Origin of the sequence: Herbaspirillum sp. C7C8, from assembly GCF_022627875.1 — a bacterium.
Classification (GTDB): Bacteria; Pseudomonadota; Gammaproteobacteria; order Burkholderiales; family Burkholderiaceae_D; genus Herbaspirillum.
In genome coordinates this window covers 63,879-80,356 of record NZ_JABXGG010000017.1, presented here as the reverse complement: position 1 = coordinate 80,356, position 16,478 = coordinate 63,879, and the positions used below count along the sequence as shown (strand labels likewise).

Here is a 16,478-nt window from a genome sequence, read left to right as displayed (position 1 = left end):
TTCACTGCGTGGTGCAGCGAAGACAGCGACTATAGCAGAACTATTTTCAGAGTGAAACTATTTTTTAAAAAATATTCAAAAAAATTATCTTCCCGTCATTGCTTCTGCCGCCGGACAGACTAAAGGAGGCAAAGTTCACACATAAAAGCATAAAGCTGAATTGCTTATCATCATCTTGTCATAAATCACTTCTAGCATCCGTAAACTATTTCGCCTTGCTTTGTCGTTCTTTGACTCTTTCGAACCCGGATTCAGCCAGATGGCTCCCCTTTCCAGCCCAATCTTTCCGCTCGGCGCCGAAGTCGTCGACCTGATCGCCGGCGCCTCCGGCGCGGCCCTGCGCGGCGCCGATGACCCGATGTTGTCGCTGCTGCACGAGATCATCGCGCAACGCAAGCTGTCGGCCTTGTTCCAGCCCATCGTACGCATGCGCAACGGCGAAATCCTGGGCTATGAAGGTTTGATCCGCGGCCCCTCCAATACCCCGCTGCATTCGCCCCTGGCGCTGTTCAAGGTAGCGCGCGCACACAATCTGTCGGTACAGATGGAGTACCTGTGTCGCCACATCGTGATGACCCGCTTCGCGCAACTGGGTCTGCCGGGCAACCTGTTTCTCAACGTCTCGCCGGGTGCGCTCATGCAGCCCGAGGCGATCCAGGGCGAAACCCTGCGCTACCTGGAAAAGCTGGGCGTCAATCCGCAGCGCATCATCATTGAGCTCACCGAGAACGAGCCGACCTACGACTATGCCCTGCTGCGCAATGCCGCCATGCACTACCGCGACATGGGTTTCCAGATTGCCATCGACGATCTGGGTGAAGGTTTCTCCAGCCTGCGCCTGTGGTCGGAGCTGCAGCCGGAATACGTCAAGGTGGACATGCACTTCGTGCAGGGCATCAACCACGATCCCATGAAGCTGCAGTTCGTGCGCTCGATCCAGGAGATCGCCGAGAAGTCCGGTTCCATCGTCATCGCCGAAGGCATCGAATCGCAGGCCGAGCTGCTGACCATCCGCGATCTGGGCATCGCCTGCGGCCAGGGCTATCACATCTCGCGTCCGCTACCGGAGCCGCCGGTGTCGATCTCGGACGACGTCACCAAGACCCTGCGGCGCGACAAGGTACCGCTGGCGGCCAACAAGTATGGCCCCGGCAAGCGCAGCGCCACGGTCGCCAAGCTGCTGCGCGAGACCCAGTACGTGAGCCCGGAGGTCACCAATGACACGGCTTACGACATGTTCGTCAACGATCCGCAGTTGCAGGCCCTGCCGGTGGTCAGCAACGGCCTGCCGATCGGGCTCATCAACCGCTACAGCATGGTCGAGCGTTTCGCCCGCCTGTACGGGCGCGAACTGTATGGCAAGAAGTCCTGCGCCTTCTTCATGGACCCCAACCCCATCCTGACCGAGCAGGACACCAGCCTGCAAGAGCTCTCCAACCTGCTGGTGCATGCCGAATCGCACCACCTCTCCAACGGCTTCATCATCACCGACCGCGGCCAGTATGTGGGACTGGGCACCGGCCACGACCTGCTGCGCGAAATCACGCAGATGCAGATCGACGCCGCGCGTCACGCCAATCCGCTCACACAATTGCCGGGCAACGTGCCCATCAACGATCACATCGAATACCTGCTGCAGAGCGGCGTGGAGTTCTGCATCTGCTACTGTGACCTGGACCACTTCAAGCCTTTCAACGACGTCTACGGCTACCGCAAGGGCGACGACATGATCCAGACCACCGGCCGCGTGCTGCAGCAGGCCTGCGACCCCAACCTGGACTTCATCGGTCACATCGGCGGGGACGATTTCCTGATCCTGTTCCAGAGCGAAGACTGGGAAAAACGCTGCCGCGCCATCCTCGACGGCTTCGAGGTTCAGGCGCGCGCCTTCTACTATGACGAAGACGTACAGCGCAACGGTTACTACACCGAGGACCGCCAGGGCAATCGCGTCTTCCATCCGCTGGTGTCGCTGTCGCTGGGGGCGGTCAAGATCGAGCCTTCGCAATACTCCTCGCCGCACCAGATCGCTTCAGCCGCCACCCGCGCCAAGAAGGAAGCCAAGAAAATCCAGGGCAACAGCCTGTTCATCGAGCGCCGCATCCCCACCACCTTCTCCTGGGCACTCAAGGACGCCTAGCCAGCGCCATCAAGAAAACGTTTTCGCAAACCTTGCGACGATAAAAAAACGGCTGTCTCTCGCGAGACAGCCGTCTTCATTTCCTGCACCGTCAAACTGAATCAGGCGCCCGGTACCAGCTTGGTCACGCCGCCCATGTAGGGCTGCAACACCTCGGGGATATCCACGCTGCCATCGGCCTGCTGGTAGTTTTCCAGCACCGCCACCAGGGTACGGCCTACGGCCAGGCCCGAACCGTTCAGGGTGTGCAGCAGTTCCGGCTTGCCCTGGGCATTGCGGAAGCGGGCCTGCATGCGGCGTGCCTGGAAGGCTTCGCAATTGGAGACCGAGGAGATTTCACGATAGGTGTTCTGCGCCGGCAGCCAGACTTCGATGTCATAGGTCTTGGCCGCACCAAAGCCCATGTCGCCGGTGCACAGGGTGATGACGCGATACGGCAGGCCGAGCTTCTTCAGAATCGTTTCGGCATGGCCCAGCATCTCGTCCAGGGCTTCGTAGGACTTCTCGGGATGCACGATCTGCACCATTTCCACCTTGTCGAACTGGTGCTGGCGGATCATCCCGCGCGTGTCGCGGCCGTAGGAACCGGCTTCCGAGCGGAAGCAAGGCGAGTGGGCAGTGAACTTCATCGGCAGCGCATCCCCGGCGACGATTTCATCCCGCACGAAGTTGGTCAGCGGCACTTCAGCGGTCGGGATCAGGTACAGCGCGGCATTCTCGGCCTCGCCTTCCTGGCCGCCCTTCTTGGCCGCGAACAGGTCGGCCTCGAACTTGGGCAACTGGCCGGTACCGCGCAGGCTGTCGGCGTTGACGATGTAGGGGGTGTAGCACTCGGTATAGCCATGCTCCATGGTGTGGGTGTTGAGCATGAACTGCGCCAGCGCGCGATGCAGGCGGGCGATGCCGCCCTTCAAGACGGCAAAGCGCGAACCGGTCAGCTTGGTCGCGGTATCGAAGTCCAGGCCCAGCGGTGCGCCGACGTCGACGTGATCCTTGATCTCGAAATCGAAGTTGCGGGGCGTACCGACCTTGCGCAGCTCGACGTTGCCGCTTTCGTCATTGCCGGCGGGCACCGATTCATGCGGCAGGTTGGGCAGGGCCTGCAGGAACAGGTTCATCTGCTGCTGCACTTCTTCCAGACGGGTGGCGGAGGCTTTCAACTCGTCGCCGATACCGTTGACCTCGGCCATCACGGCGGAGGCGTCCTCGCCCTTGCCCTTGAGCATGCCGATCTGCTTGGACAGCGTATTGCGCTTGCCCTGCAGTTCTTCGGTACGGGTCTGGATCTGCTTGCGCTCGGCTTCCAGCGCATTGAAGCCGGCCACGTCCAGGACGAACTTGCGGGCCGCCAGGCGGGCTGCGACGTTCTCGATGTCTTTACGGAGGAGTTGAATGTCGATCATGGGAAGAAATTACGATAGATTTGGTGCTCGAAACCGCGATTGTACCAAGTCGCGCGCCCGCTACGGGCTTCCCGTGCACCCCCGCCACAATAAAATGCGCCGGCCCCGGTAGCCGCCAGCGCCCATGCGGGTTACCATGCGGCCCATTGCAGCCCTCTTCAGCCTTCTTCAGCCTTCTTGAGACCCGATTGCCCATGTCCGTCCAGCCCGAATCCCGTCCGCCACGCGAAGTCCCTGTCCTGTTCTCCCTGCTGGGCCTGGTGGCCGCCTTTGCCCTGGGCTTGTGGGCCGGCATCCATTACATGTCCAACGAGGCCAGCCTGTTCTATGGGCTGATCGCGGGCCTGTCCTTCGGCGCCGCCTTCGCCTTCGGCCAGCAGATCAAGAACCGCTTGGTGCCGCCCAAGGTCCGCAAGACCGACTGGAAGGTGCAGGCACCGGGTGCGGCCGAGCTCTCGCCGACACGACTGGCCGCGCAGCAGGCACGCAAGATCAGCGTGGAATTCGACGACGAAGAAATCCGCACCATGGTGCGCGGCACCAGGCGCGAAGGCATAGCCTGGCGCGAAGTGGATGACGTCACGATCCGCATCAGCGAGGATGCCCTGCCGCAACCGCAATGGATCCTGGCGGGCAAGAGTGCCGAGGGCATCAAGGGGGTGCTGATCCCCAACGATGCCGATGGCCTGGAAGCGCTCATGGATGCCATGAAGACCCGCCTGCCCGGCTATGACGACGACAAGAATTACGAGACCGTGATCGCCGCCATGTCGGCCATGGAAGGCAGCTTCCACGTCTGGCACCGTCCTGCGGCCTGACGGGCTTCAAGGCACAGGCTTGGCACCCGGCGCCAGGGCCGGTTCCTGCGCCAGGCGCTGCGCCAGGAACTGCACGAAGGCGCTCAGGCGCGGTGGCAGGTGGCGCGTGGCCGGATACAGCGCCCACAGCTCGCCGCAATAGCGCGTCCTGAAACTCCACTGCGGCAGCACCTGCACCAGACTCCCCTCCTCCAGCCGTGGCCTGCCGATGAAATACGGCAGGCTGGCAATCCCCAGATGGCGCAAGGTGGCATCGAGACGCACGCCCGTGTGGTTGGCCGCATACCTCCCCCGTACCTCGACATTGACTGATTTGCCCTGGCGGCGAAAGCGCCAGCGCGCGTCTGCCGGCGACTCACCCAGGTAGATGCAGTCATGCTCCTTCAAGGCCCGGGGATGGTCCGGCATCCCGTGCCGCTGCAGGTACTGCGGCGTGGCGCACAGCAGATGATCGATGCGCATCAGGCGCCGCCCCATCAGGCCCGGCGGCGGCTGGTCGGTGATGCGGATGGCCAGGTCGACCTGGTCGTCGATGAGATCCATGTAGCGGTCTTCCAGCCTGAGCAGCACGTCCACCTTGGGATGGGCCGCCAGGAAATCCGGCATGTGCGGGTGAATCAGTGCATGCCCGACCGCCTTGGGCACACTCACCCTCACCTGCCCCTGCGGCTCGGCGTCGAAGGCACCGGACACCGACAGCACGGCCTGCGCGGCGTTGAGCATGTCGCGGCAACGGGCGTGGATCTCCTCGCCGCTTTCGCTCAGGCGCAGCTTGCGGGTGGTCCGTTGCAACAATTGCGTGCCGAGGGCTTTTTCCAGGCGGGCGATGGCGCGGCTGGTGGCCGACGGTGTTGCGCCCAGTTGGCGGGCCGCTTCCGAGAAGCTGCCGGTCTCCACTACCTTGGCGAAGATGGCCATTTCGTTGAGCAGGGCGATGCTTTTATTTGTGCTCATGGAGCAAAGATCCTTTGCAGTGTTGCTGGATTATCGCAAGTTCATCCTGTCGATACAATGCACGACACTCGCCGCAGTTTCATTGAAAGCCTCGTCATGACCGAACGTCTCTACCTCACCGACCCCGCCTTGCGCGCCGACATCCAAGTGCTGGACTGCACTGCGCAGGACGATGGCCGCTACGCCGTGCGGCTGTCGGCCACGCCCTTTCATCCGCAGGGTGGCGGACAGCCCAGTGATACCGGTCGGATCGGTGCGGTGGAAGTACTGCGCGTGAGCAGCGAAAGTGAAGGCATCGTCCACTACACCACCGCCCCCGTGGCGCCTGGCCCGGCGCTGGCCTGCGTGGATGCGCAGCCGCGCCAGTTGCACGCCCGGCTGCATTCAGCGGGCCACGTGATCGGGCAGGTACTGGCCGAACTGGGATGGAAGCCCACCAAGGCGCATCACTGGCCGGGGGAAGCGCGCGTGGTGGGCGTGGCTGCCGCCGCAGATGGCACAGCCCAGGAACTGGTGCCGGCAGAGCTGGAGCGCCGCTGCAATGACTTGCTGGCGCAGGATTTACCCTGCGTGATGGCCATGGAGAATGGCTTGCGGCAGATCGGTTTTGGCGAGCTGCCCGCCTACCCCTGCGGCGGAACGCACGTGGCGTCGCTGGGAGAGATCGGGCGAATTCGTATTGACTCCGTACGGGTCAAGAAGGGGGAAGCGTCGGTGCGTTATGACGTTACTCCCTGAGCGACTATCTGCCCTCAAAAAACACTGGTTTGATTCGCGCTCATGGCGGTGAAAAAAACCGTCTCAAAAGACGGCTACTCCCCAAGAATTGACTTACTCTTTTTGCGCATCTTCATCCCACTGCCGCAAGATCGCCAGCTTTTCGCCTATCTTGATTTCCAACCCCCTTGGAACCGGCTGGTACCAGCCCGGCTCAGCGATCCCCTCCGGCAAATAAGTCTCCCCCGCCGCATAGGCATTGGGCTCATCATGGGCATACCGGTATTCATGCCCGTAGCCCAATTCCTTCATCAACTTGGTCGGCGCATTGCGCAGATGCACCGGCACTTCCCGGCTCTTGTCCTGCTTCACGAAAGCGCGCGCAGCGTTGTAGGCGTTGTAGCCGGCATTGCTCTTGGCCGCCACCGCCAGGTAGATCACCGCCTGCCCTAGTGCCAGTTCGCCCTCGGGGCTGCCCAGGCGCTCATAGGTCAGCGCGGCATCGTTGGCGATCTGCATGGCGCGCGGGTCGGCCAGGCCGATGTCTTCCCAGGCCATGCGCACGATGCGCCGCGACAGGTAGCGCGGATCGGCGCCACCATCGAGCATACGGGTCAGCCAGTACAACGCCGCATCCGGATGTGAGCCGCGTACCGACTTGTGCAAGGCCGATATCTGATCGTAGAAATTGTCTCCACCCTTGTCGAAACGACGGCTGTTGAGCGTCAGCGCATTCTGCAGGAACTCGGCCGTCACCAGCTGCGTGCCGGTCGTGCGGGCGGCCGTCTGGGTCTGCTCCAGCAGATTGAGGAAGCGACGAGCATCGCCATCGGCGTAGCCGATGATGGTGTCGGTGGCCTGTCCGTCGAATTGCAGATCCCCCAGCGCCTTGTCCTGCGCACGCTTGAGCAACTGCTTCAGTTCCTCATCGGTGAGCGACTTGAGCACGTAGACCTGCGCCCGCGACAACAGCGCCGAATTGACCTCGAAGGAAGGATTCTCGGTGGTGGCGCCGATGAAGGTCACCAGGCCGCTTTCCGCATAGGGCAGCAAGGCATCCTGCTGCGACTTGTTGAACCGGTGAATTTCATCCACGAACAGAATCGTGTGCTTGCCCATCGCCAGATTCTGCTCGGCCTGCTCCATGGCCGCACGAATATCCTTGACCCCCGAAAACACCGCCGACAGCGCAATGAATTCACACGCAAAGGCGGTGGCGGTCAGCCGCGCCAGCGTGGTCTTGCCCACACCCGGCGGCCCCCAGAAGATCATCGAATGCGGCTTGCCGGACTGGAAGGCCAGCCGCAAGGGCTTGCCTTCGCCCAAGAGATGCGACTGCCCGATCACCTCATCAAGCGTCTTGGGGCGCAGCGCTTCAGCCAGCGGCGCAGCGGGTTCTTGCGCGAACAGGTCAGCCATGCACCGCCCCGCGCAAACTCGGAAGATCGGAGAAGAAGAACCGCAGCAGGGCGGTCAGGGAAATAAAGTTCATAGTCATCAGGATGCGGGCGCGGCGCCGGATTGCAAGGCGCATTCACCAAAGGCCGTAGTCTAACGCAGCAGGCCGCTACAGGGGCGATGGCGCAGTCATGCCCGCGCCTGCAACCATCCGGCCCAGCGGGTAGAATGCAGCCTGCGCTTTTTTCTTCATATCGCCCTTTTTCCTGCCTCTCCCTGCGTCTCCATGCCCTTCGTCGTCACCGATTCCTGTATCCAGTGCAAGTACACCGATTGCGTCAGCGTCTGCCCCATGGATTGCTTCCTGGAAGGCCCCAATTTCCTGGTCATCGACCCGGACGGCTGCATCGACTGCTCCATGTGCGTGCCGGAATGCCCGGTCGGTGCCATCTACAACGCCACCGACCTGCCCGCCGCCCTCTCCCACTTTGAGGACCTCAACGCCCGTCTGGCCAAGCTGCCCGGCTGGAAGCCCATCACCCAGGCCAAAGCGCCCCTGCCCGACCACGAGCAATGGAAGGACCTGCCCGACAAGCTGCCCCAGCTGAAGATGCCCGACCTCTGAAGCACCAGCAAAACAGCCCCGCAAGCGCAAGCCTGCGGGGCTGTTTCGCTACGGGCGGACAAGCTCAGTTGTTGAATACGTCCGCACCCTTGGGAATGGTGAAGCTGAAACTGTTGCTCTTGAGCGGCGGATTCTTCTCGAAGCTGTCGAAGCTCAACAAAGAAACCTGGCCGAAGGAATCATGCAGCTCCATCGCCACCGGGGTGCCGTTCTTCAAGCCAATGCCGATGGTGTCGAAGGTCGTGTCCTTGCTCTTGGGGATGGCTTGCAGCCATTCCAGGCCATCCTTGGTGCCGGCTTCCTTCAGTGTGAAGTTTTTTTCCAGATCATTGCTGCCGAAGAGGATGGCGGCCGGCGAAGAGCCCAGCGCATTGCCCAGTTTCTTGGTGGTGACCTGGTTGAGGTCCTTGTCGTAGATGAAGAGTTTTTCCCCATCGGCCTGGATCACCTGTTCATACGGCTTCTGGTAGGTCCAGATGAACTTGCCGGGACGCGAAAACACGAAGCTGCCGCTGGACGTGTTGACCACCTTGGACGTGCCATTCTCCACCCGCACCATGCGCTGGGTGAACGCACCCTTGGCCGACTGCGTGCTGCTGACGAATTGCTTGAACTGGTCCAGCGCGGCAGCCGAGGCACGGTTTGGTGTCAGCGCGGTGATGGCGATGGCCCCGGCCACGGCCAGCGCGGAAAGACCGGCCGCCATCATCAGGCGGCGCAGGTTGAAGGTACGGGCTTGCGCAGGGCGCGAGCGGAAAGCGTTTCTGGAATTGTCCATGTTGTTTGATTCCTTCTTGACTAGGCGCCACCGGCAAGGTGGCGGCCGGCGCGATGGTGGCCGGCCTTCAGGGCAGCTTGATGTGGAGGGAAGACCGCTTATTCAGCCGCATCGCCAGCACCCGCCGGCACCAGGATTTCACGGTTGCCATTGGACTGCATGGTGGAGACCAGACCGCTTTGCTCCATCTGCTCCAGCAAGCGCGCCGCACGGTTGTAGCCGATGCGCAGGTGACGCTGCACCAGCGAGATCGAGGCCCGGCGATGTTTCAGGACCACGGCCACGGCCTGGTCGTACATCTCGTCGCCTTCTCCACCGCCTCCGGCGCCAGCTGCGGCACCGCCGCCAGCACCGCCGTCAGCGTCCTCCAGCACGCCTCCCTCTAGGATGCCCTCGATGTAATTCGGTTCCCCCTGGGATTTCAAGTGCTCCACCACGCGGTGCACTTCATCATCCGACACGAAGGCGCCGTGCACTCGCACCGGCAAGGCCGTACCCGGCGGGTTGTAGAGCATGTCGCCCATGCCCAGCAGGGTTTCAGCGCCCATCTGGTCGAGAATGGTGCGGGAGTCGATCTTGGAAGAGACCTGGAAGGCAATGCGCGTCGGCACGTTGGCCTTGATCAGGCCGGTAATGACGTCCACCGACGGACGCTGCGTGGCCAAAATCAGGTGGATGCCAGCCGCGCGCGCCTTCTGGGCGATGCGGGCGATCAGTTCTTCCACCTTCTTGCCCACCACCATCATCAGGTCGGCCAGTTCATCGATGATGATGACGATGGTTTCCAGCTGCTCCAGTGGTTCGGGGGCATCGGGCGTGAGGCTGAAGGGGTTCGGGATCTTCTCGCCGCGCTTCTCGGCATCGATGATCTTCTGGTTGTAACCAGCCAGGTTGCGCACGCCCAGCTTGGACATCTTCTTGTAGCGGCGCTCCATCTCTTCCACCGCCCAGTTCAGCGCGTGGCCGGCCTGGCGCATGTCGGTCACCACCGGCGCCAGCAGGTGCGGAATGCCCTCGTAGATCGACAGTTCCAGCATCTTGGGATCGATCAGGATCAGGCGCACCTGGCGCGGTGAAGATTTGTACAGCAGCGAGAGGATGGTGGCATTGATGCCCACCGACTTGCCCGAGCCGGTGGTGCCGGCCACCAGCAAGTGCGGCATCTTGGCCAGGTCGGCCACCACCGGATTGCCGGCGATGTCCTTGCCCAGCGCCACGGTCAGGCTGGAATGGCTGTCGTTGTAGACCTTGGAGCCCAGGATCTCCGTCAGGCGCACGATCTGGCGCTTGGGATTGGGCAATTCCAGACCCATGAAATTCTTGCCCTGGATGACTTCCACTACGCGAATCGAGGTCAGCGACAGCGAACGCGCCAGGTCACGCGCCAGGTTGACGATCTGGCTGCCCTTCACACCGGTGGCCGGTTCGATCTCGTAGCGGGTGATCACCGGGCCGGGATAAGCCGCCACCACCTTGACCTCGACGCCGAAGTCGGCCAGCTTCTTCTCGATCAGGCGGCTGGTGAATTCCAGCGTTTCCACCGAGACCGTCTGCTGCGCAGGCGGGGCCTCATCGAGCAGCGACAGTGGCGGCAGTTCGCTGTTCAAGTCATCGAAGAGGCTGGTCTGCTTTTCCTTCTGGACGCGGTCGGACTTCTGCACCTCCACGATCTGCGGTTCGATGCGGATCGGCGGGGCTTCCACGATCTTGGCGCGCTCCTGCACCACGGTTTCCTCGCGCTTGACGGCGGCTTCCTGGCCGGCACGGCGGTCGGCGCGGGCGGCGAAGAAGTCGCGCACCCAGAACAGGCCATCCTCGATCATGCCACCGATGCGTTCCACCGCCGCCAGCCAGGACACCTGGAACAGCAGCGAGAAGCCCAGCCCGAACAGCAGCAACAGCAGCAGCGTGGCGCCGGTGAAACCGAAAGTGGGCTGCATGGCCGAACCGATCATCTCGCCCAGCACGCCACCGGAGGAATGCGGCAACTTGGGGGCGAAACGCTGCATGCGGGTGAACTCGATCCCCATGCTGCCGGTGAGCATGAAGACAAAGCCGACGGCGCGGATGAGCGGTTCCTGTCGATGTTCCGGCTCCACCGGCTGGGACACCAGGAAGCGGTTGGACAGGCGCCGATAACCGGTCCACACCGAGCGCGCCAACAGCACGCACCACCACCAGGCCGACAGCCCGAAAATGTACAGCATCAGATCGGCCATCCAGGCACCGACCCGGCCGCCCCAGTTGCCCACGCGGGGCACCGAGCTGGCCACCGACCAGCCGGGGTCGGTCTTGGCATAGCTCAGCAGGATCAGCACCAGATAGGCCAGCAGGGCCGCCAGCGCCAGCCAGCGCGCTTCCGATAACAGCCTGACCAGGCGGCTGGGCATCGGGGGCGCCGGCGTCTTGGTGGTGCGGATGTGGGCTTGACTCGTCTTGGACATAACTTCCGTACAAAAAAAACACGCCGTCATTGTAACGGCATTGAATTGGCGCTTCGCGGTTTTGCGCAGGCCAGCGGGAAACCCGCTGCACTGACCGTCACTGGCCGCTATCGTTCTGGCTGTGCTGTCTTTTTGTTCATATTCTGGACAGTAGCCCTGCCACTGCCCCCGCAGCCGCCGACTATTGCCGACATAGCGTAATTCCATGAGCCCCGCAGAGGGCATGGACTATAATCTTACCCGTTTTGCAGCGCGGCAAACCGCAAACTTGTGCGCTGGCAAGCACCCGCTTGTGCCGGACGGCCTGGCTGATGTGCCGGGCCGTCCGGAATTGAAATCTCCGGGAGTCGCCTCATTTGCAGAAGCGATCCCACAACATTTGATGAGTAGCTTATGAGCACGCCCAAACATGCCAAGGTCCTGATTCTCGGCTCCGGCCCCGCCGGCTATAGCGCCGCCGTCTATGCCGCGCGCGCCAACCTGAACCCGGTGCTCATCACCGGGGTGGAACAAGGTGGCCAGCTGATGACCACCACCGACGTCGAAAACTGGCCGGGCGACCCGCTGGGCGTGCAAGGACCGGAACTGATGCAGCGCCTGCTGCAGCACGCCGAACGCTTCAAGACCGAAATCATCTTCGATCACATCCACACCACCAAGCTCTCCGAACGCCCCTTCCGCCTCATCGGCGACAGCGGCGAATACACGGCCGATGCCCTGATCATCGCCACCGGCGCCTCGGCCCAGTACCTCGGCCTGCCCTCGGAACAAGCCTTCATGGGCCGCGGCGTATCGGCCTGCGCCACCTGTGACGGTTTCTTCTACCGTGGCCGCGAAGTGGCCGTGGTCGGCGGCGGCAACACTGCCGTGGAAGAAGCGCTGTATCTCTCCAACATCGCCAGCAAGGTCACCATCGTGCACCGCCGCGACAAGTTCCGTGCCGAGCCCATCCTGATCGACCGCCTGCTGCACAAGGTCAGCGAAGGCAAGATTGCCATTCAGTGGCACGCCACCCTGGATGAGGTGGTCGGCGACGACAGCGGCGTGACCGGCATCAAGATCAAGTCGACCCAGGACGGCGCCATCACCGAAATCCCGGTGCACGGCCTGTTCATCGCCATCGGCCACAAGCCCAACACCAGCATCTTCGAAGGCCAGCTGGAGATGCACAACGGCTACCTGAAGACCCGCACCGGCACCGAAGGCTTCGCCACCGCCACCAGCATCGACGGTGTCTTTGCCGCCGGTGACGTGCAGGACCACGTCTACCGCCAGGCCATCACCAGCGCCGGCACGGGCTGCATGGCAGCACTGGATGCACAGCGCTATCTGGAAGGCCTCGAATAAGGTAAATCAATGTAAAATGCTGCGCTGCGAGAACTCGCAACGCGACAGGCACTCAAAAGGCCGGTGACGAGTTGTCGTCCCGGCTTTTTTGTTTCACTCGAGCAATCAAACACAAGAATCATCAAGACCGAGGAAAGCATCGTGCCCTATCACTCATCTCCCTCCCGTTCCGGGCGCAGCTCGCCGGCATTGAAGGCGGTATTGGTCACGCTGGGCCTGGGTGCCGTGCTGGTCGCCTGCAGCGCTTCGCGCGACACCCCGGTGGCCGATGCCACGGCCGGCCAATGCGATGCCTCCCGCGCCGATCACCTGATCGGCGAGAACTACAGCGGCTACGTCGAACGCCAGGCGCTGGCCGAATCGGGTGCCGCCGAGATCCGCGTGCTCAAACCGGACGATGCCGCCACCCTGGATTTCAACCCGCGCCGCCTGAATCTGCAGGTCGATCCGGGCATGGTGATCATCAAGGTCGCCTGCGGCTGAAGAGCGCGTCCGCTTCTGCTAAAGTAGCCACTCGGGGAACAATACGCTACAGGGTTAGGTGGCTGTCATGGCGACAATGAAAGATTTCTCGGCGCTCCAGGGATTGCGCCGCGATCTGCAGGAACAGGAAAAAGCGCGCGCACTGGCCCTGGCCGAGCGCCAGCGCCAGGAAGCGGCAGCCCGCGAGGAAGCCAACATCTTCCGCAACAGCATCGGGCAGGTGGCGCCCTTGCGCCCCAAGGTGGTCGACAAGGCCCTGTGTCTTCCGGAACCTCCCCTCCCCATTCCCCGCCAGCATTTGGCCGATGAACAGGCCGCACTGCTGGAGTCGCTGTCGGATGAGTTCACCATCGAGACCCTGATGGACAGCGACGAAAATCTCAGTTTCGCCCGCCCCGGTGTGGGCATGGATGTATTGAGCAAGCTGCGTCGTGGCAACTGGGTGATCCAGGCCCAGTTGGACCTGCACGGCTACCGCCGCGACCAGGCGCGCGAGGCCCTGGGTGAATTCCTGCGCCAATCGCGCCGCCGCGGCCTGCGCTGCGTGCGGGTGATCCACGGCAAGGGGCTCGGTTCGGTGAACAAGGAACCCGTACTCAAGCACAAGGTACGCAACTGGCTGGCGCAGAAGGATGAAGTGATGGCCTTTTGCCAGGCGCGCGCGGCCGATGGCGGCGCGGGAGCACTGGTGGTGCTGCTGCGCTCCAGCGAGCGGGCCTGACTACCGCGCCTGCGGCATCAGCCCGCAGACAAATGGTCCAGCATGGCCACGATGGCCTCGAAATGCGGCCGTGCGGCGGCGTCAGGGCTCAGACAAGCCTGGCGCACACCGGCCAGCGCGGCTCGCTGCTTCTGGCCCGCTTCATCTTCCTGCTGGCCATGCGCCAGCAACTCTTCCAGCAGACAGCCATAGGCCCGCACTTCCATGGCCTGCACACCCCAGGCATGGGGCTGTTCGACATCGTAGAACCAGGCCGCACCGAAATCGCCGAGCAGGGCTTCACCCTCCCGATGCAGGATGTTGTGACCGTAGAGGTCGCCATGCACGATGCCCTGCGCATGCAGGTGAGCTGCTGCCGAGGCGATATCGCGTGCAATGACGAGCACCTGGCTCCAGGTCAGCATGAAGCCTTGCGCATAGACATCGCGCGTACAGGATTGCAGGTCAGGCGGGCCGGCCAATACCTTGAAATCGCGATCAATCAGCGGCATGACCAGTCCCTGCACCGCTTGCGGATGACCTTGCAATCGCCCCAGCACGGGAATCAGCCCGCGATGGCGGCCGGCCATGATGCAGGCCGCCATCTCGCGCTCGGGCAGGCCGTCGCTGGTGACGGCACCCTTGAAGAGCTTCAGCGCCACCGGCTGCGTCTTGTTGGCGTCCTTCCAGCGGGCGGCGTAGATCACGCCGGAAGCACCCTCGCCCAGCTTGTCGGCCAGTTGCAGATCCTGCCAGTGGATTGCCGCCACCTGAGCATGGCGGTCTGCCGCTTCTTCCACCGCCGCGCACCAGGCATTGCCGGCCATGGCCAGCCAGCTCAGACGCGGCAGGGTCAGCAGCCAGTGTGGAAACGCCTCCAGCGTATTGGCCGACAGGCGCAACAGTTCCAGATGGCGGCAGGCCGCCAGTTCCGATGGCAAGGTGAGCAGGCGGTTCCCGGCCAGCATCAGCTTTTGCAGGCGACTGCATTGCCCGATGCTGGCGGGCAGCCGGGTGATGCGATTGTCGGTCAGCACCAGCCAGCGCAGCGAAGGCGGCAGCGATTCGGCGGGGACGTGTTCGATGCGGTTGGCCTTGAACCCGATCATTTCCAGCGCAGGACAGCGCCCCAGCACGGTTGGCAATACGGTAAAGGCATTGTCGGAACAGAACACGATGCGCAAGCGACGCAAGCGCGGCAGGTCGTCGGGCAAGGCAGCCAGCGCGTTGCCGCTCAGGTCCAGAATCTCCAGGGTTTCAGCCAGTGTGAAGATTTCTGGCGGGAATTCGCGCAGGCCGCACGACAGAGACAGGCGGGTAATGCCTTTCAGGGCGCCGCTGCGCAATTGTTCCAGGGTGTGCATGCAGAGAGGTGAAGAAAAACGTCAGAAAGCGCGGAGTTTACCAGTGCCCGCCCGCCCCTTCAGAACAGATCCAGCTGGGCATCGCCTGGTGATCTGCCGGACCTCGCCTGCGGTCGCCGAAAACGGCTGGCATCCAGCGTGGCAAAGGCCCGGTTGCGGTGATCGATGCCGAGCCGCCGGCTGGCCTTCTCGAAACGCTGGTGCAGCAGGTCGGCCCAGACGCCGGTGCCACGCATGCGGGTGGCGAAGTCGGCGTCGTAATCCTTGCCGCTGCGCATGTCCTGGATGCGGTTCATCACCCGCGCCGCCCGGTCGGGGAAATGCGCCTGCAGCCACTGCCGAAACAGCGGGCTGACTTCCCACGGCAGGCGCAGCACGATGTAGCCCGCTTGCCGCGCACCGGCGTCGACGGCGGCTTCCATCACGCGCTCCAGGTCTGGTTCGGTCACGAAGGGAATCACCGGGGCAATCGATACGCTGACCGGAATACCCGCCTCGGCCAGGGTACGAATCACCCGCAGCCGCCGCGCCGGGCTGGCCGCGCGCGGCTCCAGCGTGCGTGCAATGGCGGCATCGAGCGTGGTGATGGTGACCGCGACGATGGCCTGCCCCTTGGCGGCCATGGGCGCCAGCAGGTCGATGTCGCGCTCGATCAGGGAGGACTTGGTAATCATCGCCACCGGGTTCTCGCAATCGTGCAGGATCTGCAGGATGCGCCGGGTCAGTTGGTGCTCGCGCTCGATGGGCTGGTAGGCATCGGTATTGATGCCCACCGTGATGGTGTCGGGTTCATAGGACGGCTTTGCCAGTTCGCGCAGCAGCAGGTCGGGCGCATTGCGCTTGGCGACCAGCCGGCTTTCGAAATCCAGACCGGGCGAGAGGCCCAGATAGCTGTGCGAGGGCCGTGCAAAGCAGTAGATGCAGCCATGCTCACAACCCCGGTAGGGATTGAGCGAGAGCGAGAACGGCAGGTCCGGCGAGCTGTTGCGGCTGATGATGGAGCGCGCGTCTTCCTCGGTGACGATGGTCTTCAGGCGCGGCGGCTCGTCATCCTCCATCACCTCGGCTGCAAGCGGCTCGACGGCGGCAAAACTGACCGCCTGCCAGCCATCATCGAACTCTTCCCGTGCCACCGATTCGTAGCGCCCGCGCAGATTGGTGACGGCTCCCCGACCCTTGCGCGCGACCTGGTTGCGATGGACGAAGGTTTCCGGCGTGAGGGTGGCGTCATCCTCGCCAGAAGGCGCAGGCTGGTCAGGAAAAGGCCGGGCAATGCCCTGCGGGAATTTGGGGAAGGAAGCCAAGGC

General features: G+C 63.0%; 14 protein-coding genes. 7 read left to right on the top strand and 7 right to left on the bottom strand.

Annotated elements, in window-relative coordinates:
* Positions 1 to 259 precede the first annotated feature (259 nt).
* Entirely contained in the window at positions 260 to 2,140 is a 1,881-nt protein-coding gene (locus HWE01_RS18475; RefSeq protein WP_008327944.1) for a GGDEF domain-containing protein, read from the top strand.
* Between the two features lie 101 nt (positions 2,141 to 2,241).
* Here the strand turns inward: HWE01_RS18475 and serS are convergent, their stop codons facing one another.
* Positions 2,242 to 3,543 (bottom strand): serine--tRNA ligase, encoded by a 1,302-nt coding sequence (gene serS / locus HWE01_RS18470; protein WP_008327943.1) that lies wholly within the window; start codon positions 3,541 to 3,543, stop codon positions 2,242 to 2,244.
* 194 nt (positions 3,544 to 3,737) lie between these two features.
* Between serS and HWE01_RS18465 the strand changes: the two genes are divergently transcribed.
* On the top strand, positions 3,738 to 4,361 hold the full coding sequence (locus HWE01_RS18465; RefSeq protein WP_241822526.1) for an anaphase-promoting protein: 624 nt from the start codon (positions 3,738 to 3,740) through the stop codon (positions 4,359 to 4,361).
* 6 nt (positions 4,362 to 4,367) lie between these two features.
* Here HWE01_RS18465 and HWE01_RS18460 read toward each other — a convergent pair whose 3' ends face one another.
* Entirely contained in the window at positions 4,368 to 5,315 is a 948-nt protein-coding gene (locus HWE01_RS18460) for a LysR family transcriptional regulator (RefSeq protein ID WP_241822525.1), read from the bottom strand.
* Between the two features lie 96 nt (positions 5,316 to 5,411).
* Between HWE01_RS18460 and HWE01_RS18455 the strand changes: the two genes are divergently transcribed.
* Complete coding sequence (locus HWE01_RS18455; protein WP_241822524.1) at positions 5,412 to 6,053, top strand: alanyl-tRNA editing protein; 642 nt, start codon at positions 5,412 to 5,414, stop codon at positions 6,051 to 6,053.
* A gap of 93 nt (positions 6,054 to 6,146) precedes the next feature.
* On the opposite strand, the gene HWE01_RS18450 is transcribed toward HWE01_RS18455, so the two are convergent.
* Positions 6,147 to 7,451 (bottom strand): replication-associated recombination protein A, encoded by a 1,305-nt coding sequence (locus HWE01_RS18450; protein ID WP_008327932.1) that lies wholly within the window; start codon positions 7,449 to 7,451, stop codon positions 6,147 to 6,149.
* 265 nt (positions 7,452 to 7,716) lie between these two features.
* Here HWE01_RS18450 and fdxA point away from each other — a divergent pair, with 265 nt between their 5' ends.
* Positions 7,717 to 8,055, top strand: a complete 339-nt coding sequence (gene fdxA, locus HWE01_RS18445) for a ferredoxin FdxA (protein ID WP_008327929.1) — start codon at positions 7,717 to 7,719, stop codon at positions 8,053 to 8,055.
* A 64-nt stretch (positions 8,056 to 8,119) separates the two neighbouring features.
* Here the strand turns inward: fdxA and lolA are convergent, their stop codons facing one another.
* Positions 8,120 to 8,833: an outer membrane lipoprotein chaperone LolA gene (gene lolA / locus HWE01_RS18440; RefSeq protein ID WP_008327926.1), complete on the bottom strand. Its 714-nt coding sequence runs from the start codon at positions 8,831 to 8,833 to the stop codon at positions 8,120 to 8,122.
* Between the two features lie 98 nt (positions 8,834 to 8,931).
* Positions 8,932 to 11,277 (bottom strand): DNA translocase FtsK, encoded by a 2,346-nt coding sequence (locus HWE01_RS18435; protein WP_008327922.1) that lies wholly within the window; start codon positions 11,275 to 11,277, stop codon positions 8,932 to 8,934.
* A gap of 393 nt (positions 11,278 to 11,670) precedes the next feature.
* Between HWE01_RS18435 and trxB the strand changes: the two genes are divergently transcribed.
* The 3 genes from trxB to HWE01_RS18420 all read left to right on the top strand — a co-directional run bounded on the left by trxB (position 11,671) and on the right by HWE01_RS18420 (position 13,828).
* Entirely contained in the window at positions 11,671 to 12,624 is a 954-nt protein-coding gene (trxB, locus tag HWE01_RS18430) for a thioredoxin-disulfide reductase (RefSeq protein ID WP_008327920.1), read from the top strand.
* A gap of 141 nt (positions 12,625 to 12,765) precedes the next feature.
* Entirely contained in the window at positions 12,766 to 13,107 is a 342-nt protein-coding gene (locus tag HWE01_RS18425; protein WP_008327914.1) for an I78 family peptidase inhibitor, read from the top strand.
* Between the two features lie 67 nt (positions 13,108 to 13,174).
* Positions 13,175 to 13,828, top strand: coding sequence for a Smr/MutS family protein (locus HWE01_RS18420; protein WP_175342387.1), 654 nt, complete (start codon positions 13,175 to 13,177; stop codon positions 13,826 to 13,828).
* A 17-nt stretch (positions 13,829 to 13,845) separates the two neighbouring features.
* Here the strand turns inward: HWE01_RS18420 and HWE01_RS18415 are convergent, their stop codons facing one another.
* Both HWE01_RS18415 and HWE01_RS18410 read right to left on the bottom strand, forming a co-directional pair.
* Positions 13,846 to 15,171 carry a leucine-rich repeat-containing protein kinase family protein gene (locus tag HWE01_RS18415; protein ID WP_241822523.1) on the bottom strand — a complete coding sequence of 442 codons (1,326 nt, stop codon included), beginning with the start codon at positions 15,169 to 15,171 and terminating at the stop codon, positions 13,846 to 13,848.
* Positions 15,172 to 15,230: 59 nt separating this feature from the next.
* Positions 15,231 to 16,475 carry a PA0069 family radical SAM protein gene (locus HWE01_RS18410; protein ID WP_241822522.1) on the bottom strand — a complete coding sequence of 415 codons (1,245 nt, stop codon included), beginning with the start codon at positions 16,473 to 16,475 and terminating at the stop codon, positions 15,231 to 15,233.
* Between the last annotated feature and the right edge of the window lie 3 nt (positions 16,476 to 16,478).